Below are 19158 nucleotides of genomic sequence, written 5' to 3'. Positions count from 1 at the left end.
CTGTTCATTGACTGGCAGTTTCGAGACTGCCGCATCATTTCCTGGAGAGGGTCCATGCCACGCATTGCCTATGTCAACGGGCGCTACACGCCGCACGCCGATGCTTCGGTGCATGTCGAGGATCGCGGCTACCAGTTTGCCGACGGCGTCTATGAGGTCTGTGAGGTCGCTCGCGGCAACATCATGGACATGACACGGCATCTGGACCGGCTGGACCGCTCGTTGCGGGAGCTACGCATCGAATGGCCGATCGCGCGGCGCGCGCTCGAATTCGTGATGCGCGAGGTCGTGCGCCGAAATCATGTCGAGAATGGTCTGGTCTATCTGCAGGTGACCCGCGGGGTCGCCCCGCGCGATCACTATTTCCCCGCGGCCGGTACCCAGCCCGCGCTCGTCGTCACCGCCAAGCGATCGAGCCCGGCAGTCGCCGCGCGACGGGCGGCGGAGGGCGTCAAGGTCATCACCGTGCCGGAGAATCGCTGGGAGCGCGTCGACATCAAGACCGTCGGCCTCCTGCCCAATGTGCTCGCACGCCAGAAAGCCCGCGAAGCCGGCGCCGTGGAAGCCTGGTTCATCGACACTGATGGGACCGTCAAGGAAGGCGCTTCCACCAATGCGTGGATCGTCACTGCGGACGGCACGCTGGTCACGCGCCCGGCCGAATTCGGCATCCTGCGCGGCATCACGCGTGCAACTGTCATGGATGTCGCAAAGAAGCTCGGCCTCAAGGTCGAGGAGCGCAGCTTTTCGGTCGATGAGGCAAAAGGTGCCAAGGAAGCCTTCATCACCGCGGCCACCACGGTGGTGATGCCGGTCGTCGACATCGACGGCGCGAGTGTCGCCAACGGGCACCCCGGATCGGTGACGCTTTCTCTGCGCGAGGCCTTTTTTGACATTGCGGAAAAGACACCGGCCTGATAACCGCGACATCGAAAGGGGCCGAATGAATCGTTCGCTCGCCGTTCCGGCGGGCCGACTTTGTTGTTGCGCGCTTGACAGGGCGCACCCAAATGGGCGCTATTAGTGGCATTCCGTTGGGGGATCGGCGAAAGACAAGAAAAATGGCGGAACGGACCCAAAACTTGCAGGACGTGTTCCTGAATTCAGTTCGCAAGAGCAAGAATCCACTCACAATCTTCCTTATCAATGGCGTCAAGCTGACAGGCGTCGTGACGTCGTTCGACAATTTCTGCGTCCTCCTGCGACGCGATGGCCATTCGCAGCTCGTGTACAAGCATGCAATCTCGACCATCATGCCCAGCCAGCCGGTGCAGATGTTCGACGGCGACGAAAACGGCCGGGAAGCCTGATTGACCCAGACCGAACGGGCAGGGGGCTCTCGGCGCCGCTCGACAGGAGCGGCAAAGGACCAGATGCCCCAGGAAAAGACTGCCCGCGCAATCATTATCGTGCCGGTTTTGACCCGGCTGCCGAAGGCATCGGGAGACGAGGCTGCAAGGGCACGCCCTCGCCAGCCACGGTCCGCACAGGCGCGCCTTGAAGAAGCCATAGGTCTTGCCGCGGCGATCGATCTGGACACCGTCCATTCCGAGATCGTCACGGTCAACGATCCACGTCCGGCAACCCTGCTCGGAACCGGCAAGCTGGATGAATTCGCCACCATCGTGAAGGACAATGAGGCGGAGCTGGTCTTTGTCGACCACCCTTTGACACCGGTTCAGCAGCGAAACCTCGAAAAGGCGCTGAACGCCAAGGTGCTGGATCGCACCGGCATCATCCTCGAGATCTTCGGCCGGCGCGCCCGCACGCGCGAAGGTACGCTGCAGGTGGACCTCGCTCACCTCAACTACCAGAAGGGCCGTCTGGTCCGAAGCTGGACGCACCTTGAGCGCCAGCGCGGCGGCGCGGGCTTCCTTGGCGGCCCCGGCGAAACCCAGATCGAAGCCGACCGTCGCATGCTGCAGGAAAAGATCATGCGGCTGAAGCGCGAGCTGGAGACGGTGCGGCGCACCCGCGACCTGCATCGCTCCAAGCGCCGCAAGGTGCCTTATCCGATCGTCGCCATCGTCGGCTACACCAACGCTGGCAAGTCGACGCTGTTCAATCGCATGACCGGGGCGGGGGTACTGGCCGAGGACATGCTGTTTGCGACGCTCGATCCGACCCTGCGCCGGGTACGGCTGCCGTATGGAACGCTCGTCATCCTGTCGGACACCGTCGGCTTCATCTCCGACCTGCCCACCCATCTCGTCGCTGCTTTCCGCGCCACGCTGGAGGAGGTGGTGGAGGCGGACCTGATCATCCACCTTCGCGACATCTCGGACCCCGATACGGCCGCACAGGCCGAGGACGTCGCCCGCATTCTGGGCGATCTCGGCGTCGACGCGTCCGATGAGCGGCGTGTGCTGGAAGTCTGGAACAAGGTCGATCTTCTGGACGAAACCGACCGGGAAAGGCTGTTGCAGGCTGATGGCGGAACCGCGAAGCCCGTTGCGATCTCCGCGATTTCCGGTGAAGGCGTCGATCGCCTGAGCGCGCTGGTGGAAGAACGCATTGCGGGTGCCACGGCCGCCGTCCGGGTGAAGCTGACGACCGCGCGCGCCGGCGAGATCGACTGGGTCTACCGCAATGGCGACGTGATCGGGCGCGAGAACCACGAAGACGGCAGCGTCGATCTCGTCGTCAACGCGACCGCCGCCATTCGCAAGGAAATCGAGGAACGCTTCGGACGCGCGGCGGAATAGCCGGCTGCGCTCAGTTCAGATGCCTCAGCTTCTCCGGATTGCGCACGATGTAGATCGCGGTGACGCGACCATCCTCGATGTCGAGCGTCGTCGTCTGTATCTGTCCATCCGCCTCCATTGATATGAAGCCCGGCAACCCGTTGATGAGGCCGGCCCGCACCAGTGTGGAGCCGCCTTCCTTGAAGACCGCGACGAGGCTCTCGTGCACCTTCATGACCGCCTCGAAGCCGATGATAGGCTCCAGCGCGGCCGGGCGCCTGCCGCCACCGTCCGAATGAACACTCACACCGGCGGCCAGCATCGCGCCAAGCGCCGTCATGTCGCCGCTGCGGGAAGCGGCAAAGAACGCCTCGGCGATTTCCTTGCCCGTCTGCCTGTCGATCTCGAAGCGCGGCCGCGCTTCGCGCACGTGGGCGCGCGCCCTGACTGCAAGCTGACGGCAGGCGGCCTCATCCCGCTGTATTGTCTGCGCAACCTCGTCGAAGGCGAGGCCAAAGACGTCGTGCAACAGGAACGCTGCGCGCTCGAGCGGTGACAGCCGTTCCAGTGCGAGCATAAGAGGCAGCGTGACATCCTCCTGAACGTCTTCCTCCATGACCGGCTCCGGCAACCATGGGCCGATATAGGTCTCCCGCCTGTGACGCGCCGACTTGAGCTGGTCGAGACAAAGCCTGGTGACAGTGCGCCGCAGAAATGCGCCGGGTTCTCTGACCGCGCTCCGGTCGGTCGCGTGCCAGCGGATGAATGCCTCCTGCACCACATCCTCGGCGTCGGCGACCGAGCCCAGCATGCGGTAGGCAACTCGCATCAGCATGGGACGCTGCGAGGAAAAGCTCCCCGCAGCGTCGTCGCTTGGGCGCGCCTGCGTCATCAGGCGGCAGCCTGTACGGCGGTCTTGGCCTCGGCCGGATCGAGCCAGAGGCCGAAGCCGACAGCAAGCCGGTTCCAGCCGTTGATGACGTTGATCATCAGCGTCAGCTTCACCTGCTCCTCCTCGCTGAAATGGGCCTGCAGCGTCTCGCGTGCGGCATGGTGTTCACGTCCCTCGCAAAGACGGGTCAGTGCGTCCGTCCAGGCCAGAGCGGCGCGCTCGCGGTCGGTGTAGCACGGTGCCTCACGCCACGCCGACAGTAGATAGATGCGCTGCTCGGTCTCGCCTTTCGAGCGGGCCTCGGTGGTGTGCATGTTGAGGCAGTTAGCGCAGCCGTTGATCTGCGAGGCGCGGATCTTCACCAGTTCGATGAGGCTCGGCTCCAGGCTGGAGGCGACGGCCATCGACGTGCCGGTCCAGGATTTCATCAGCGTCGGCGCGGCGGCAAAGAGATCGATTTGTGCAGTCATGGTTCGCTTCCTTCTGTTGGGTTCGAAACCATGACGAGATTGAAATCGCTGCAGTGACATCGCGGCGAAATTTTCTCGATTTCAGTCGGTTATTCCGCTGCCTTGGCCTGCTGCCAGAGCGCTTCCATGTCGTCGAGCGAGGCATCGTCGAGCGTGCGACCCTGCGCCTCAAGCGCCGCCTCGACATAGTGGAAGCGGTTGCGGAACTTGTCGTTGGTGCGCCGCAGCGCGTCTTCGGCGTCGAGTTTCAGATGACGGCCGAAATTGACGATCGCGAAGAGCACGTCGCCGAACTCACCGGCGACTTCATCTTCCGCGCCCTTTTCCATTGCCTCGCGCAATTCGCCGATCTCCTCCTCGATCTTGTCTAGGATCGGCTTCGCCTCTTTCCAGTCGAAGCCGACGCGTGCGGCTTTTTCCTGCAGTTTCAAGGCGCGCGTCAGGGCAGGGTGGACCAGCGGTATGCCGTCCAGAAAGCCCTTGCCGTGATCTTCCGGGTCGAGCCCACGCGCAAGGCGGGCAGCGCGCTTCTCCGCCTTTTCCTCGGCCTTGATGCGTTCCCACATGCCCTTTGCCATGCCGGCGCCGCGCGCCGCTTCGTCCCCGAAGACGTGCGGATGGCGACGGATCATCTTCTTCGTCACGGCATGAACCACATCGCCGAAGTCGAAGGCGCCTTCCTCCTCGGCCATGCGAGCATGGTAGACGACCTGCAGCAGCAGATCGCCCAGCTCGTCACGCAGGTCGTCGCGGTCATCACGCTGGATAGCGTCTGCGACCTCGTAGGCCTCCTCGATCGTGTAGGGAGCGATCGACGCGAAATCCTGCTCGATGTCCCAGGGGCAGCCGGATGCGGGGTCGCGCAGCGCCGCCATGATCTCGATCAGGCGGGCAATGTCTTTGGAAGGGGTCATGACGTCGGCTCACGGAGTTGAGACGTTGCAGCCCCCGAGAGGTAGAACGCGGCAGCGGCCTTGTCCACGACCGGCGCGGCCAATTCACCGATCAGGCTCCGGTCCTGCATGTTGACATAAAGATGTCTTTATGTGACGACAGACTGTGTCGTCCAAGGAATAAGTAGTGTCGCAAATGCCTTCATCTTTAGATGCCCTTTTCGGACCCGAAGCCCCGAAGCCGGATGGGTCGGAGATTTTCGCGGCGATTGCGGCAGCCGCACGCGAGCGCATCCTCGTCCTCGATGGTGCGATGGGCACACAGATTCAGGAGCTGGGCTTTCACGAGGATCATTTCCGCGGCGACCGCTTCACCGGCTGTGCCTGCCACCAGCAGGGCAATAACGACCTGCTGATCCTCACCCAGCCGAAGGCGATCGAGGAGATTCACTACCGCTACGCAAAGGCGGGCGCCGACATTGTCGAGACCAACACTTTTTCCTCCACGACCATCGCGCAGGCGGATTACGGCATGGAGGAGATGGTCTATGAGCTGAACCGCGACGGCGCCCGGCTTGCCAAGCGCGCCGTTTTGCGCGCCCAGCAGGAGGACGGCCGCCGCCGCTTCGTCGCCGGTGCACTGGGCCCAACGAACCGCACCGCCTCGATCTCGCCCGACGTCAACAATCCCGGCTATCGCGCGGTTTCCTTCGACGAGCTGCGCATCGCCTATGCCGAACAGCTACGCGGCCTGATCGACGGCGGCTCCGACATCATCCTGATCGAGACCATTTTCGACACGCTCAACGCGAAGGCCGCGATATTCGCGGCGGAGGAAGTGTTCGACGAAAAGGGCGTTCGCCTGCCGGTCATGATCTCCGGCACGATCACCGACCTTTCCGGCCGCACGCTTTCCGGCCAGACGCCGACCGCCTTCTGGCATTCCGTGCGACACGCAAAGCCGTTCTCCATCGGCCTGAATTGCGCGCTCGGTGCGGCTGCGATGCGGCCGCATCTGGCAGAGATTTCCAGCGTCGCCGACACCTTCACCTGCGCCTATCCAAACGCGGGCCTGCCCAACGCATTTGGCAAATATGACGAGAGCCCCGAATTCATGGCCGACCAGGTCGAGGAATTCGCCCGCGAAGGGCTCGTCAACATCGTCGGCGGCTGCTGCGGCTCGACGCCGGAGCACATCGCGGCAATCGCCGAGGCCGTCTCCCGCCATGCGCCGCGCAGCGTGCCGACGGTGAAACCGCTGATGCAGCTTTCCGGCCTCGAGCCGTTCACGCTCACCGACGACATTCCCTTCGTCAATGTCGGCGAGCGCACAAACGTGACCGGCTCGGCGAAATTCCGCAAGCTGATTACCGCGGGAGACTACGCCACTGCGCTCGACGTCGCGCGCGACCAGGTGGAAAACGGCGCGCAGATCATCGACGTCAACATGGACGAGGGGCTGATCGATTCGAAGAAGGCGATGCAGGAATACCTGAACCTGATCGCCGCCGAACCGGACATCGCCCGCGTGCCGGTGATGATCGACAGTTCCAAATGGGAAGTGATCGAGGCCGGCCTGAAATGCGTGCAGGGCAAACCGGTCGTCAATTCGATCTCCATGAAGGAGGGCGAGGAGGCCTTTCTCCAACAGGCGAAGCTGTGCCGCATGTATGGCGCCGCCGTCGTCGTCATGGCCTTCGACGAAGCCGGACAAGCCGACACGAAGGAACGCAAGGTCGAGATATGCACGCGCGCCTACAAGCTGCTGACCGAGAAGGCCGGTTTCGCGCCGCAGGACATCATCTTCGATCCCAACATCTTCGCCGTTGCGACGGGCATCGAGGAACATGACAATTACGGTGTCGACTTCATCGAGGCGACCCGTGAGATCATTCAGACCCTGCCGCACGTTCACGTGTCGGGCGGCGTGTCGAACCTGTCATTCTCCTTCCGCGGCAACGAGCCGGTGCGCGAGGCGATGCATGCCGTGTTCCTCTACCATGCCATCCAGGCCGGCATGGACATGGGCATCGTCAATGCGGGGCAGCTCGCCGTTTACGAATCGATTGATCCGGAGCTGCGCGAGGCCTGCGAGGACGTCGTCGTCAATCGCCGGCCGAAGGCAGGCAACACCGCGACCGAGCAGATGCTCGAGATTGCCGAGCGGTTCAAGGGCGCGGGCGGCAAGGAGGCGAGGGAAAAGGACCTTAGATGGCGCGAATGGCCGGTGGAGAAGCGGCTTGAACATGCGCTCGTCAACGGCATCACCGAATACATCGAGGCCGACACCGAGGAAGCACGGCAGAACGCCGAGCGTCCACTTCATGTCATTGAAGGGCCGTTGATGGCCGGCATGAATGTCGTCGGCGACCTCTTCGGCGCAGGCAAGATGTTCCTGCCGCAGGTCGTGAAATCGGCGCGCGTGATGAAGCAGGCCGTCGCCGTGCTGCTGCCCTACATGGAGGCGGAAAAGCTTGCCACCGGCGGCGGACAGCGCCAGAGCGCCGGCAAGGTTCTGATGGCGACCGTGAAGGGCGACGTTCACGACATCGGCAAGAATATCGTCGGCGTCGTTCTGGCGTGCAACAATTACGAGATCATAGACCTTGGCGTGATGGTGCCTGCGACCAAGATTCTCGAGACCGCGCGAACGGAGGAGGTCGACATCATCGGCCTTTCCGGGTTGATCACGCCGTCGCTCGACGAGATGGCCCACGTCGCTGCCGAGATGGAGCGCGAAGGCTTCGATATTCCACTGCTCATCGGCGGCGCCACGACCAGCCGCGTGCACACGGCGGTGAAGATCCATCCACGCTACGAGCGCGGGCAGGCGGTCTATGTCACCGATGCCAGCCGCGCCGTCGGCGTCGTCTCCAGCCTGCTGTCTTCGGACCAGAAACCCGGCTATGTGGAGACCCTTCGCGCGGAGTATCGCAAGGTCGCCGACGCCCACCATCGTTCCGAGGCCGAGAAGCAGCGCCTGCCGCTGGCCCGCGCGCGCGCCAACGCCCACCGTATCGACTGGTCCGGCTATGAGCCGACGAAGCCGTCCTTCCTCGGCACCCGAACCTTCGAGACCTGGGATCTGGCCGAGCTGGCGCGCTATATCGACTGGACGCCCTTCTTCCAGACCTGGGAGATGAAAGGGCGCTATCCGAAGATCCTTGAAGACGAGAAGCAGGGTGCGGCCGCGCGCCAGCTCTTCGCCGATGCGCAGGCGATGCTGGAGAAGATCATCGCGGAGAAGTGGTTCACCCCCCGCGCCGTCATCGGCTTCTGGCCCGCGGCGTCGGCTGGCGACGACATAAGGCTGTTCACGGATGAGGGTAGGGCCCAGGAGCTCGCCACCTTCTTCACCCTGCGCCAGCAGCTCGCCAAGCGCGACGGTAAGGCCAATGTGGCGCTTTCCGATTTCGTCGCGCCTGTCGACAGCGGCAAGCCCGATTATCTCGGTGGCTTCGTGGTGACGGCCGGCATCGAGGAAGTCGCGATCGCCGAACGCTTCGAGCGCGCCAACGACGACTACAATTCGATCCTGGTCAAGGCGCTGGCCGACCGCTTCGCGGAGGCCTTTGCCGAGCGTATGCACGAAAAGGTGCGCAAGGAGTTCTGGGGTTACGCCGCCGACGAGGCTTACGCGCCCGACGACCTGGTCGGCGAACCCTATGCTGGCATCCGCCCCGCACCCGGTTATCCCGCGCAGCCGGATCACACCGAGAAGGCAACGCTGTTCCGCCTGCTTGACGCCGAGCAGCAGGCCGGCGTCAGCCTCACGGAAAGCTACGCCATGTGGCCGGGTTCGTCGGTCTCGGGGCTCTATCTCGCCCATCCCGACAGCTACTATTTCGGCGTCGCCAAGGTCGAGCGCGACCAGGTCGAGGATTACGCGCGGCGCAAGAACATGGACATCGCCGAGGTCGAGCGCTGGCTGGGGCCGATCCTCAACTACACACCCGGCGCCTTCAAGGAAGCGGCGGAGTAGAGTGCTTGCGCGGACCGCGATCGTGATCGATGGCGGTCCGCATCGCTGTGCTCAGCGGCCGAGCGGGTGGGGCATGTAGCCGACGAAACCGGTGATCTTCCACTGCCCGTCGAGCTTTGAGCAGAAATAGAGCGTCTGCCAGTTGAGCCGGTCTTCGGTGCCGTCGGCCTTGCGCACATTGCCGTTGAACTTCTTGTGCAGCACCGCGCGATCGCCGTCGATATCCATGTCGCGCATATTGGTCACCCGGAAAAGCGCGGCGCGCAGCGGTTCGGCGAACTCGGTCGCCGCGGTCTCCTTCGCTTGGCGCAGCCATTCGTCGCGATAGGTCGCGACATCGGGAAACTGCAGCCGCCAGGAATCGGCGTCATTCAGGAAATGCGCATGCATGCCGAAGAACCGGTCCTCGGCGAAATCGTCGGCCACCATCGACCAGTCCTGCGCGAGAAAGGCGTCGATGTCGCGATGCACCAGCATCTCCCACAATGCGTGACGGTCGGCATCACCCTGCGGGAAGGGGTTCTTGTCGTAGATCATGGGTCTGTCCGTTGGTTGGCGCAAAAATCAGGCGAGCTTGCCGCGTGCCGCGACCGGCACGGTTTCCAGCACGGTCTCGCCGTCGGTAAGGTTGACCACGTCGAAGAGGTTCGAGACGACGCAGACATGATTGGGAATGACGCGCACCTTCTCGCCGATCTCCGGTTTGCGAGTGCAGCCAGACAGGTCGACGATGCCATGTTCCTCGTTGAGCGTGGTTATGACCGCATCGGGATATTCGACGATGTGCCCGTGGCCCGGCACCGGCGCCGTGTCGGCGGCGAGCGCCTTGGAGCCGGTGTCGAGGATGGCGCGGTCGGGTGTCGGCCGGCTAACCACCGTGGCAAGCACGGTTAGCGCGCAATCCTCCAGCGTGCCGTGACCGAGCGCCACCTGCATGCGGTCGGAATAGATGTAGGTGCCCGGTCGGTGCTCGGTCGCGCTCTTGACAGTTGCTGCCGAGTAGAAGTCCGGGGAGCCGCCGTTCGAGACCGTGTTGACCGCCATGCCGTTCTTCTCCAGCAGGGCCACCGCATCCTCGAACCACCGTTCCACGGCTTCCAGCGCGCCGCGCGGCGGATAGGTCATCAGCCCTTCGAAGCGAAGGCCCGGTGCGGCCTCGATCTGGCGGGCAAGCACCAGCGCCTCGTCGGCCGACTGGACGCCGCATCGCCCGGCGCCGATGTCGCATTCGATCAGGACGGGCAGGGGGCGTGCGGGGTCGGTGAAGTGGTCCGCGTAGCCCGCGACCGTAACAGTGTTGTCGGCACTCACCGACATGGTCACGCGTTGATGCAGGGCCTTCAGTCGCTCCAGCTTGCCATCGCCCAGAATGTTGTAGGGGATGAAGATGTCGGTGATGCCGCCGTCGGCCATCACCTCGGCTTCGCCCACCTTCTGGCAGGTAATGCCACTGGCACCAAGCTCGCATTGCAGCCTGGCGAACATCGGCAGCTTGTGCGTCTTGATGTGCGGGCGCAGCTTCAGCCCGTTGGCATCGGCATAGGCCTGCGCGCGCGCGAGATTGGCACCCACCTTCGTCCGGTCGATGACCACGGCGGGCGTTTCGAGGTCCATGATACGCAAAGTGTCAGTCTCCGATAGGCAGGTCAGGGTTGCGGATGTTCTGGCTGGCGAGGCTGTGGCGTACGCGCCGCAGCGATTCGAGCACTTTCGGCCCGATCGTCTGCGCCGTGGCCATGGCGAGGATGTCGACCGCCTCCAGAAGCGCATAGCGGGTGGAGGACGGCTTGTAGAGGTTGCCGTCTTCCTTGAACGTCAGCGGCAACAACGCATCACCTGCCTTGGCAAGCGGCGTGTTGGGAGTCGTCACGACAATCGCCTTCGCGCCGTATTGCCTTGCGATCGTCACCGCATCGCGAACCGATGCCGCCTGGCCGGAGACCGAAAAGCCGATGACGACGGCCTTCGGCTCGAGCACGGAAGCACTCATCCGCTGGAGCTGCGGGTCGGTATGCGCGGTCACGTGAAGACCGAGGCGGAACAGCCGGTTCTGCAATTCGACGGCCGCGAATGACGACCCGCCGCCGGTGCCGTAGACGAGAATCTGGCTGGCGCGGCAGATTTGCCGCGCCATGCCTTCGATGTCGACATCGGCAAGCCCCATGGACATGAGGTCGAGCGCAGCGTGTGCACCGGACGCCACCTTGGCGATCACCTGCGCGGACAGCGGCAATTCCTCGGCCGGCACGCTCGGCTCGCGCAGGTAGGCGCCGCCTATGGCCAGCGCCTGCGCCAGATGAAAACGCATCTCGCGCGTGCCTGGAAAGCCCAGCCCCCGCGCCAGCCGGGTGATCGTCGGTTCGCTGACGCCCGCCCGTTCCGCAATCTGCGCAATCGGCGCGTGGGCGGCAAACTGCGGGTCGGCAAGGATGCTTTCCACGAGCCTGATTTCGGCGCCGCGCCCGCGCTCGAGCCGGTCCTGCAAACGGGCGATGATGTCGACCGTGCGTTCGGGGGCTGCGGGCGCGCGCGTATCCATCAGTGGAAATCTCCTCCGAACCGCTCTCCGGCGTCTGTGTCGAAAAGGTGCACGTGCTCGACAGGCACCGAAAGCCGCAATTCCTCGCCCGGTTTCGGCAGTTCGCGGTCGCGCAGCACAACCCGTACGTCTTCGCCTGCAATAGTCCCGAACACATGGATTTCCGGCCCAGTAGGCTCCACCACGCTGACAGACAGGGCCAAAGGCCCTTCGGGGTCACGGCGATAGGATTCAGGCCGTATGCCGACCGTTACCGGACGCTCGCCATGGCCGCGCGCGATCGGCAGTCTGGTGCCGTCGCCGAGAGTCGCAACCGGCGTACCGTTCTGCGAGGCCGTCCTGCCTTGCAGGAAACTCATTGCAGGCGAGCCGATGAAACCCGCGACAAACGTATTCGCGGGGTTGTCGTAAAGCTCCAGAGGCGTGCCGACCTGCTCGATACGGCCACCGTTCATGACCACAATGCGATCGGCCATGGTCATGGCTTCTATCTGGTCGTGGGTCACGTAGACGATCGTGGTGCCGAGCTTCTGGTGAAGCGCCTTGATCTCCGTGCGCATCTGGATGCGCAGCTTGGCGTCGAGATTGGAAAGCGGTTCGTCGAACAGAAACACTTTGGGATCGCGCACGATTGCGCGCCCCATCGCCACGCGCTGTCGCTGGCCGCCGGAAAGTTGCCCCGGCCGTCGGTCGAGATAGTCGCCGAGGTTGAGGATTTCGGCGGCCCGGCGGATGCGTGTTTCCGTCTCGGCCCTGGGCTCGCCGCGCACGCGTGGGCCGAAACTGATGTTTTCCCGCACCGTCATATGCGGAAACAGCGCGTAGGACTGGAATACCATCGACGTGTCGCGCTTCTGCGGCGGGATGTCGTTCGCTCGCACGCCGCCGATCACCAGATCGCCGCCGGTGATGGGCTCCAGCCCCGCGATCATGCGCAGCAGGGTGGACTTGCCGCAGCCGGACGGCCCCACGAGAACGACGAACTCGCCATCGTCGATCGAGAGCGAGAGCTTCTCGATGACCGACATCGATCCATAGCGCTTGGAAATGTCTGTCAGTTTCAGATCGGCCATTGATCGTGCTCCTCAGACGGCGATTTGTTCCAGGAAGGGCAGGTTGCCCGCCGATATACCTGCATCGACCGGCAGCACCGTTCCCGTGATGCCGCTCGCCAGCGGGGAAACCAGGAAGGCCGCGGCACGCGCCACTTCCGCAGGCTCCACCATGCGACCCAGCGGATAGAGCTGTTTGATTTTTCCCACAATTGCCGGATCGCGCTCGATGCGATGATCCCAGGCCATCGTGCGCACGGAGCCCGGCGCAATCGCGTTCGCACGGATGCCGTTGCGGCCTTCCTCCGCCGCGATCGCCCGCATCCAGGCGAGCAGGCCGGCCTTTGCCGCCGCATAGGCGGGGTTGCCGTAGTGGGAAAGCGCGTTGACCGAGGAGATGAACACGAAGGCGCCACCATCCTGCTCGCGCATGGCTGGCAGAAATGCCTGGGACAAACGCGCCGCGCTGCGCAGGTTGAGGTTCAGCTCATGCGAAAGCGCATCGGCGCTGACATCAGCGAAGGTTTCGGCGCGCGTCCAGCCGGCATTGGAGATGACGGCGTCGGGGGCACCGCCGGCGCAGATCTCTGCTGCCGCAGCCTCGATCGCCGCATCGTCCATCAGATCGAAAGGATGCGCCTCGGCCACGCCCGGCAGTCCAAGGTCGGCCCCGTCGATGTCGCAGGCGACCACCGCAGCACCAAACCCCGCCAGCACCTCCACCATCGCGCTGCCGATGCCGCCGGCAGCACCGGTAACGACAATTCTCTGCCCTGCAAGATCGATCATCACACTCCCATTCGCCCCTGATCGCGACGCGCACTTCCCTTGAACATCGGTTGCGCCCGCCAAGGCCGTTCACGGCCGTTTTCATGAGGTTTGCCGAAAACTCGTAATTTAGCAACATGAATGTGCGAATCTCCTTGCGTTTTCCAAATTTCTGTAAAAAAATTACATCAGAGGTTGTCGCTGGCGCCGCAGACGACCGTCGAAACAGCATGCCGGCGCACAGGAACACGAGAGAGGAACAGGGAGATAGCAATGAACAAAACCGCGCTCAGATCCGCAGTCGCGGGCGCAGCACTTCTGGCATTCACCGGATGGGCCGCCGCCGAGACGGTGCGCGTCACAGTCGCTGAGTACAGTTCCAAGACCGGCCCCTATTTCGATGAAGCCGCCAAGGCGTTCGAGGAGGCCAATCCCGGCTCCGACATCCAGGTCGAGGTCGTGCCGTGGGACGTTCTGCTGCAGAAGCTTACGACCGACATCTCCGGCAACGCCAATGCCGATCTGTCGATCATCGGCACGCGCTGGCTCATCGACTTCGTCGAGCAGGGCATTGCCGCGCCGCTCGACGAGTACATGACCGACGAATTCAAGGAGAGGTTCTTCCCGGTCTTCCTGGAGCCGTCGGTGATGGAAGGCCAGACCTACGGCCTGCCAGTCGCCGCGTCCGCGCGTGCCATGTATTACAACAAGGCGCTCTTCGAGCAGGCGGGCATCACCGAGGTGCCGGATACCTGGGATGAGCTCGCCGAGGCCGCCAAGAAGATCAGCGAACTGGGTGACGACATCGCCGGCTTCGGCATGCAGGGCAAGGAGATCGAGACCGACGTCTATTTCTACTATGCCTTCTGGGCCTATGGCGGCGACCTCGTCGAAGAAGACGGTACATCCGGGCTGGATACGGACGCCGGCTACAAGGCGGCCGAGATGTACAAGTCGCTGATCGACTCGGGCGCAACACAGCCGGGCGTCACCTCGTACAATCGCGAGGACGTGCAGAACCTGTTTAAGCAGGGCAAGGTCGGCATGATGATCACCGCGCCGTTCCTGTCCAACCAGATCAAGGAAGAGGCGCCGGACCTGCAGTATGGCGTGGCCGCCATTCCGGCCGGACCTGAGGGCGACCGTGGCACCTACGGCGTGACCGACTCGATCATCATGTTCGAGAATTCGCAAAACAAGGAAACGGCCTGGAAGTTCCTCGACATGCTGTTCACCACCGAATGGCGCTCGAAGTTCACCTCGGGCGAGGGCTTCCTGCCGGTAAATCCGGAAGTGGCCGCGCAGCCGGCCTTTGCCGACAATGCCGACCTGAAGGAGTTCACTGCGCTGCTGCCGGACGCACGTTTCGCGCCGGTCATCGCTGGCTGGGAGGAAATCGCTGCAGCCACCTCCGACGCGGTGCAGACCATCTATCTCGGCGATGGCGAGCCCAAGGCTGCTCTTGATGCCGCTGCCGAGAAGATCAACGGCATTCTCGGCAACTGATAGCCGGTCCACCTGACAGGCGGCAGGCGCGGAATCCCGCGCCTGCCGACCAAGCAATCCCGCCGTTTCCGCCGGCTAATCATGACGAGACACCGATGCGCTCGCCTTTGACCAACCCCTACGTGCTGATACTGCCGGGATTCCTGCTCGCCGCATTCATCATCCTGTGGCCGCTGTTCCAACTCGGCACGATCTCGGTCAACGACGTCAACCGCTTCGGCCAACTGCGCGGCTTCAACGACTTCGCAAACTATACGGCCGTGTTCAGGGACCCCGATTTCCTCGGCGCCCTGTGGCGTACTTTCATCTGGACAGGCGGCATCGTCGTCGGGGCGCTTATTATCTCGGTGCCCGTGGCCATGATCCTGAACGAGGATTTCTACGGCCGCTCGGTGGCGCGCGTCATCATCATGCTGCCATGGGCGGTGTCGCTCACAATGACGGCCATCGTCTGGCGCTGGGCGCTCAGCGGCGAGAGCGGCATGCTCAATTCAGGTCTCAGGAACTTGGGCCTGATCGACCAGAACATTCAGTGGCTGGCGCGCGCCTCGACCGCCTTTCCGGTGCAGATCATGATCGGCATCCTGGTGACGATCCCGTTTACGGTGACGATCTTTCTGGGCGGACTGTCGTCGATCTCCGACGACCTTTACGAGGCAGCCAAGCTGGAGGGCGCTTCGCGCTGGCAGACCTTCCGCGAGATCACGCTGCCGCTGATGCGCCCCTTCCTGAACATCGCGATCGTTCTCAACATGATCAACGTGTTCAATTCCTTTCCCATCATCTGGGCGACGACACAGGGCGGTCCGGCAAATTCGACTGATATTCTGGTGACCTACCTCTACAAGCTCGGCTTTCGCTTTGGGAAACTCGGCGAGGCATCGGCTCTCTCCCTGATGATGTTTGCACTGCTGCTCGCCTTTACCGTCGTCTACGTCTCACTGGCCATGCGGAAGGAACGCGCATGAGTGAGAAGCTGAAGAAGTCGCTGCTTTTCTGGCTGCTGCTCTCGCCGCTGGTGGTGCTGATCCTGTTCCCGTTCGCGGTCATGTTCATCACCGCGATCAAGCCGGCAAACGAGGTTCTTTCGCCCACATGGTGGCCGCGCGAAGAAGCCTGGCGCAACTTCATCGACATGTGGGCCGCCACCAATTTCGGCAACGCCCTTTGGAACTCGGTCTACGTGGCGGTGCTGTCGACCGTTCTGGCGCTGCTGGTCTCGATCCCGGCGGCCTATGCCATGAGCCGGTTCAGGTTCGCAGGGCAGGGTGCCTTCCGGCAGTTCCTGCTCGTGTCGCAGATGCTGTCGCCGATCGTGCTCGTCATCGGCCTGTTCCGCCTCGTCGTCTGGCTTGGACTGCTCGACAACGTCAATTCGATCGTCTTCGTCTATGGCGCCTTCAACGTCGCCTTCACGGTCTGGATGCTGCAGAGCTACTTCTCCACCATCCCGAAGGATCTGGAGGAGGCGGCCTGGATCGAGGGCGCCAGCCCCGCGCGGGCGCTCGCCATGGTCTTCCTGCCGCTGGCTCTTCCGGCGATCACGGTCACGGCGATCTTCTCTTTCATCAACGCCTGGAACGAGTTCGTCATCGCGCTCACCATGCTCAGGCGGCAGGAAAGCTACACGCTGCCGATCCAGATTTTCTCGCTGGTGGCGGGTCGTTACACGGTCGAATGGCATCACGTCATGGCCGCGACCTTCGTTGCCACCATCCCCGTCGCCATCGTCTTTGCCTGGCTGCAGCGCTATCTGGTGCGCGGGCTGGCGATCGGCGCGGTCAAATAGGCCGGTTCAGGCCGACAAAGGAGCAGACATATGACCAAGCAGTGCTTCGGCACCTCCCACGTGCCGCTTTCTCCCGCCGTGCGCGCCGGCGATTTCGTATTCGTGTCGGGCCAGGTACCCGTCGGGGCCGATGGCATCGTCGTCAAGGGCGGCATCACCGAGCAGACAGAACAGGTGTTGACCAATGTGAAGGCCGCGCTGGCGCTCGCCGGCTGCGGGATGGAAGACGTGGTCAAGACGACAGTGTGGATCGAGGACGCGCGCGATTTCGGCGCATTCAACGCGGTGTACGCCAAACACTTTCCGAAAGACCCACCGGCCCGCACCACTGTCGAATCGCGCTTGATGATCGACATCAAGATCGAGGTCGAGGCCGTCGCCTACAAGCCTCTCTAGGGGCGGCGCCAAACTACCGGAACATCATCGCATGCGTGTCTTCACCGCGTCTCTCGCCACAGAGACCAACACCTTTTCGCCGATCCCGACCGACAGGCATGCGTTCGAGATGGCCTTCTACGCAGGCCCGGGCGCGCATCCCGAAACGCCGACGCTGTGCTCGGCGCCGATCCCGGTCCTGCGCCGCAGGGCGAGAGTGGAGGGGTTCACCCTGATCGAGGGCACCGCCACCTGGGCGGAACCGGGCGGCTATGTGCGGCTCGACGTCTACGAGGCCCTGCGTGACGAGATTCTGGACCAGTTGCGGGCAGCAATGCCTGTGGATTGCGTGGTGCTCGGTCTGCACGGCGCCATGGTCGCGCGCGGACTGGACGATTGTGAAGGTGATCTGCTGGCGCGTGTCCGCGAGATAGTCGGGCCGGACGTCATCGTGGCAGCCGAGCTCGACCCGCACAGCCACCTGACGCCGAAGCGCGTGGCCGCCGCCGATATCCTAGCAGCCTTCCTCGAATTCCCGCATACGGACTTCGTCGAGCGCGCCGAGCACGTGGTGGACCTTGCCCTGCGCGCCACGCGCGGCGAAATCCGGCCCGTCATTTCCACCTTCGACTGCCGGATGATCGACGTGTTCCCGACCAGCCGCGAGCCGACGCGCTCCTTCGTAGACCGCATCAAGGCCTTGCAGGGCAGGGACGGGGTCCTCTCGGTGTCCCTGATCCACGGCTTCATGGCCGGCGACGTGCCGGAACTCGGCACGCGCATGCTGGTGGTGACCGACAACGCGCCTGAAACCGGGGCAGCTCTTGCCGAAAAACTCGGTCTCGAAGTTCGCGCCATGCGCGGCAGGACGATCATGAACAGCCTGACGGTCGACCAGACGATCGAGCGCGCCAAACGGGCGGGCGAAAGCGGCAAGCCGCTGGTCATCGCCGACATGTGGGACAATCCCGGCGGCGGCACCGCCGGCGACAACACGGCGCTGCTGCACGCGCTTGCCGCCAGCGGCATCGACCGCATCGGTATCGCCACGATCTGGGATCCACAGGCGGTCATCTTCGCGCACGGCGCGGGCGAGGGCACGTTGCTGGAGATGCGTATTGGCGGAAAGGCCAACGCCGCCAGCGGCCAGCCCTTCGACGGTCTGTTCGAAATCCGCAAGCTGGCGAAGGAAGGATGGCAGACCTTCGGCACCAGCCGGGTCACGCTCGGGCCGGCCGCGCTCGTACGGCTCGCCGGCACCGAGATCGACATCATCCTCAACACCAACCGCACGCAGACCTTCGAGCCCGACATCTTCAGCAATCTCGGCGTCGATCCGCTCGAAAAGCAGGTGTTGCTGATAAAGTCGACGAACCACTTCCATGCCGGCTTCGCGCCGATCGCCGAGGAAATCGTCCATGCGGCGGTCGAGGGTTGCTATCCCAGCAATCCAAAGACGGCGGGCTACCGAAACCTGTCGCGACCGATCTGGCCGATCAGCTACGAGGCGTTTGACTAGCGAAAGTCACGCAAAGGAGCAGGGCGCTGCATCAGCATTTTCTTACATAGCATCGCCGTGTCGGCGGATCCAAAAGCGGTCATGATGGACCGTTGCCACGCCTCGTTGTAGTTGTGGCCTCCGTTTGATGCTGGAGACGATACGCATGGAAGAATTTACCGGCGGCTGTCTGTGCGGCAAGGTCCGGCTGGTTGCCAAAGGGCGCCCGTACCGGGTCGGCATCTGCCATTGCCTCGATTGCCGCAAGCATCACGGCGCGCTTTTCCACGCATCCGCGATCTTTCCCGCAGATGCGGTGACGGTCGACGGCAAAACACGCGACTATGCCGGGCGGTATTTCTGCCCGGAATGTGGTTCGTCCGTTTTCGGGCGTAGCGGCGACGAAATCGAGGTGAACCTGGGCTCACTCGATGCACCTGACCAACTGGTCCCGACCTACGAGTTGTGGAGCGATCGTCGCGAGGCATGGTTGCCGCCGTTTCCCGTCGCCAGACGATACGAACGTGATCGCGACGCTACGGGGCGCCGCGAGGAGTAGGTGGCCTAGCGGAGAAACAATCAGCGCCAGACGGCATCCATCCGGCGGCCAAACCCTGTGAGTTTTCGCTGAAGTGCGACTTGCGAGCGCAAGCAATGTAGTCGCTTCATCGATCTGCGGCCATCAGCTTCTGACGGAACACTTCATCAGG

General features: G+C 63.4%; 18 protein-coding genes. 10 read left to right on the top strand and 8 right to left on the bottom strand.

The window, feature by feature from the left end:
• The first annotated feature begins 54 nt into the window (after positions 1-54).
• The 3 genes from ACVJNE_RS10890 to hflX all read left to right on the top strand — a co-directional run bounded on the left by ACVJNE_RS10890 (position 55) and on the right by hflX (position 2705).
• Entirely contained in the window at positions 55-918 is an 864-nt protein-coding gene (locus ACVJNE_RS10890) for a D-amino-acid transaminase (protein ID WP_368803096.1), read from the top strand.
• A gap of 143 nt (positions 919-1061) precedes the next feature.
• Positions 1062-1310, top strand: a complete 249-nt coding sequence (hfq, locus tag ACVJNE_RS10885) for an RNA chaperone Hfq (protein ID WP_173193545.1) — start codon at positions 1062-1064, stop codon at positions 1308-1310.
• A 63-nt stretch (positions 1311-1373) separates the two neighbouring features.
• Entirely contained in the window at positions 1374-2705 is a 1332-nt protein-coding gene (hflX, locus tag ACVJNE_RS10880; protein WP_499565942.1) for a GTPase HflX, read from the top strand.
• A gap of 10 nt (positions 2706-2715) precedes the next feature.
• On the opposite strand, the gene ACVJNE_RS10875 is transcribed toward hflX, so the two are convergent.
• From ACVJNE_RS10875 to mazG, 3 genes are all read right to left on the bottom strand, one after another.
• Complete coding sequence (locus tag ACVJNE_RS10875) at positions 2716-3576, bottom strand: sigma-70 family RNA polymerase sigma factor (protein WP_499565499.1); 861 nt, start codon at positions 3574-3576, stop codon at positions 2716-2718.
• Positions 3576-4046, bottom strand: a complete 471-nt coding sequence (locus ACVJNE_RS10870) for a carboxymuconolactone decarboxylase family protein (protein WP_499565497.1) — start codon at positions 4044-4046, stop codon at positions 3576-3578. The genes ACVJNE_RS10875 and ACVJNE_RS10870 overlap by 1 nt, the downstream gene beginning before the upstream one ends.
• A gap of 89 nt (positions 4047-4135) precedes the next feature.
• The gene (mazG, locus tag ACVJNE_RS10865) at positions 4136-4960 is read right to left on the bottom strand and encodes a nucleoside triphosphate pyrophosphohydrolase (RefSeq protein WP_499565496.1); all 825 of its coding nucleotides are present in this window, start codon (positions 4958-4960) and stop codon (positions 4136-4138) included.
• A gap of 175 nt (positions 4961-5135) precedes the next feature.
• Between mazG and metH the strand changes: the two genes are divergently transcribed.
• Positions 5136-8921 carry a methionine synthase gene (metH, locus tag ACVJNE_RS10860; protein WP_499565494.1) on the top strand — a complete coding sequence of 1262 codons (3786 nt, stop codon included), beginning with the start codon at positions 5136-5138 and terminating at the stop codon, positions 8919-8921.
• Between the two features lie 51 nt (positions 8922-8972).
• Here the strand turns inward: metH and ACVJNE_RS10855 are convergent, their stop codons facing one another.
• The 5 genes from ACVJNE_RS10855 to ACVJNE_RS10835 are packed head-to-tail and all read right to left on the bottom strand — an operon-like array spanning position 8973 to position 13301.
• The gene (locus tag ACVJNE_RS10855; protein WP_499565492.1) at positions 8973-9458 is read right to left on the bottom strand and encodes a hypothetical protein; all 486 of its coding nucleotides are present in this window, start codon (positions 9456-9458) and stop codon (positions 8973-8975) included.
• Between the two features lie 27 nt (positions 9459-9485).
• Positions 9486-10535: a D-TA family PLP-dependent enzyme gene (locus ACVJNE_RS10850; protein ID WP_499565940.1), complete on the bottom strand. Its 1050-nt coding sequence runs from the start codon at positions 10533-10535 to the stop codon at positions 9486-9488.
• 13 nt (positions 10536-10548) lie between these two features.
• Entirely contained in the window at positions 10549-11460 is a 912-nt protein-coding gene (locus ACVJNE_RS10845; RefSeq protein WP_499565490.1) for a MurR/RpiR family transcriptional regulator, read from the bottom strand.
• Positions 11460-12533, bottom strand: coding sequence for an ABC transporter ATP-binding protein (locus ACVJNE_RS10840; RefSeq protein ID WP_499565488.1), 1074 nt, complete (start codon positions 12531-12533; stop codon positions 11460-11462). The genes ACVJNE_RS10845 and ACVJNE_RS10840 overlap by 1 nt, the downstream gene beginning before the upstream one ends.
• Before the next feature lie 12 nt (positions 12534-12545).
• Complete coding sequence (locus ACVJNE_RS10835; protein ID WP_499565486.1) at positions 12546-13301, bottom strand: SDR family NAD(P)-dependent oxidoreductase; 756 nt, start codon at positions 13299-13301, stop codon at positions 12546-12548.
• A gap of 252 nt (positions 13302-13553) precedes the next feature.
• On the opposite strand from ACVJNE_RS10835, the gene ACVJNE_RS10830 reads away from it, so the two are divergent.
• The 6 genes from ACVJNE_RS10830 (at position 13554) to ACVJNE_RS10805 (ending at position 19007) form a co-directional block, all read left to right on the top strand.
• A complete protein-coding gene (locus ACVJNE_RS10830; RefSeq protein ID WP_499565484.1) occupies positions 13554-14786 on the top strand; it encodes an ABC transporter substrate-binding protein in 1233 nt (410 codons plus the stop codon).
• Positions 14787-14881: 95 nt separating this feature from the next.
• On the top strand, positions 14882-15754 hold the full coding sequence (locus ACVJNE_RS10825; RefSeq protein ID WP_499565482.1) for a carbohydrate ABC transporter permease: 873 nt from the start codon (positions 14882-14884) through the stop codon (positions 15752-15754).
• Entirely contained in the window at positions 15751-16575 is an 825-nt protein-coding gene (locus ACVJNE_RS10820) for a carbohydrate ABC transporter permease (protein ID WP_421925265.1), read from the top strand. The genes ACVJNE_RS10825 and ACVJNE_RS10820 overlap by 4 nt, the downstream gene beginning before the upstream one ends.
• Before the next feature lie 30 nt (positions 16576-16605).
• The gene (locus ACVJNE_RS10815; protein ID WP_368803108.1) at positions 16606-16971 is read left to right on the top strand and encodes a RidA family protein; all 366 of its coding nucleotides are present in this window, start codon (positions 16606-16608) and stop codon (positions 16969-16971) included.
• 31 nt (positions 16972-17002) lie between these two features.
• Positions 17003-18469: a M81 family metallopeptidase gene (locus tag ACVJNE_RS10810; protein WP_499565480.1), complete on the top strand. Its 1467-nt coding sequence runs from the start codon at positions 17003-17005 to the stop codon at positions 18467-18469.
• Positions 18470-18614: 145 nt separating this feature from the next.
• Positions 18615-19007 (top strand): GFA family protein, encoded by a 393-nt coding sequence (locus ACVJNE_RS10805; protein WP_499565478.1) that lies wholly within the window; start codon positions 18615-18617, stop codon positions 19005-19007.
• The last annotated feature ends 151 nt before the right edge of the window (positions 19008-19158 follow it).

The sequence above is a fragment of the Mesorhizobium sp. DxT genome (assembly GCF_058448885.1).
Note: the sequence above shows the minus strand (reverse complement) of the source record. Positions and strands in the feature narration are given on the sequence as shown.

What these genes read in the sequence shown, in the direction of transcription:
- ACVJNE_RS10820 (WP_421925265.1), top strand. Translation starts at nt 15,751, where the DNA reads ATGAGTGAGAAGCTGAAGAAGTCGCTGCTTTTCTGGCTGCTGCTCTCG.
- ACVJNE_RS10805 (WP_499565478.1), top strand. Translation starts at nt 18,615, where the DNA reads ATGGAAGAATTTACCGGCGGCTGTCTGTGCGGCAAGGTCCGGCTGGTT.
- ACVJNE_RS10845 (WP_499565490.1), bottom strand. Translation starts at nt 11,460, where the DNA reads ATGGATACGCGCGCGCCCGCAGCCCCCGAACGCACGGTCGACATCATC.
- hflX (WP_499565942.1), top strand. Translation starts at nt 1,374, where the DNA reads ATGCCCCAGGAAAAGACTGCCCGCGCAATCATTATCGTGCCGGTTTTG.
- ACVJNE_RS10875 (WP_499565499.1), bottom strand. Translation starts at nt 3,576, where the DNA reads ATGACGCAGGCGCGCCCAAGCGACGACGCTGCGGGGAGCTTTTCCTCG.
- ACVJNE_RS10825 (WP_499565482.1), top strand. Translation starts at nt 14,882, where the DNA reads ATGCGCTCGCCTTTGACCAACCCCTACGTGCTGATACTGCCGGGATTC.
- ACVJNE_RS10830 (WP_499565484.1), top strand. Translation starts at nt 13,554, where the DNA reads ATGAACAAAACCGCGCTCAGATCCGCAGTCGCGGGCGCAGCACTTCTG.
- hfq (WP_173193545.1), top strand. Translation starts at nt 1,062, where the DNA reads ATGGCGGAACGGACCCAAAACTTGCAGGACGTGTTCCTGAATTCAGTT.
- ACVJNE_RS10810 (WP_499565480.1), top strand. Translation starts at nt 17,003, where the DNA reads ATGCGTGTCTTCACCGCGTCTCTCGCCACAGAGACCAACACCTTTTCG.
- metH (WP_499565494.1), top strand. Translation starts at nt 5,136, where the DNA reads ATGCCTTCATCTTTAGATGCCCTTTTCGGACCCGAAGCCCCGAAGCCG.
- ACVJNE_RS10855 (WP_499565492.1), bottom strand. Translation starts at nt 9,458, where the DNA reads ATGATCTACGACAAGAACCCCTTCCCGCAGGGTGATGCCGACCGTCAC.
- ACVJNE_RS10840 (WP_499565488.1), bottom strand. Translation starts at nt 12,533, where the DNA reads ATGGCCGATCTGAAACTGACAGACATTTCCAAGCGCTATGGATCGATG.
- ACVJNE_RS10850 (WP_499565940.1), bottom strand. Translation starts at nt 10,535, where the DNA reads ATGGACCTCGAAACGCCCGCCGTGGTCATCGACCGGACGAAGGTGGGT.
- ACVJNE_RS10835 (WP_499565486.1), bottom strand. Translation starts at nt 13,301, where the DNA reads ATGATCGATCTTGCAGGGCAGAGAATTGTCGTTACCGGTGCTGCCGGC.
- mazG (WP_499565496.1), bottom strand. Translation starts at nt 4,960, where the DNA reads ATGACCCCTTCCAAAGACATTGCCCGCCTGATCGAGATCATGGCGGCG.
- ACVJNE_RS10815 (WP_368803108.1), top strand. Translation starts at nt 16,606, where the DNA reads ATGACCAAGCAGTGCTTCGGCACCTCCCACGTGCCGCTTTCTCCCGCC.
- ACVJNE_RS10890 (WP_368803096.1), top strand. Translation starts at nt 55, where the DNA reads ATGCCACGCATTGCCTATGTCAACGGGCGCTACACGCCGCACGCCGAT.
- ACVJNE_RS10870 (WP_499565497.1), bottom strand. Translation starts at nt 4,046, where the DNA reads ATGACTGCACAAATCGATCTCTTTGCCGCCGCGCCGACGCTGATGAAA.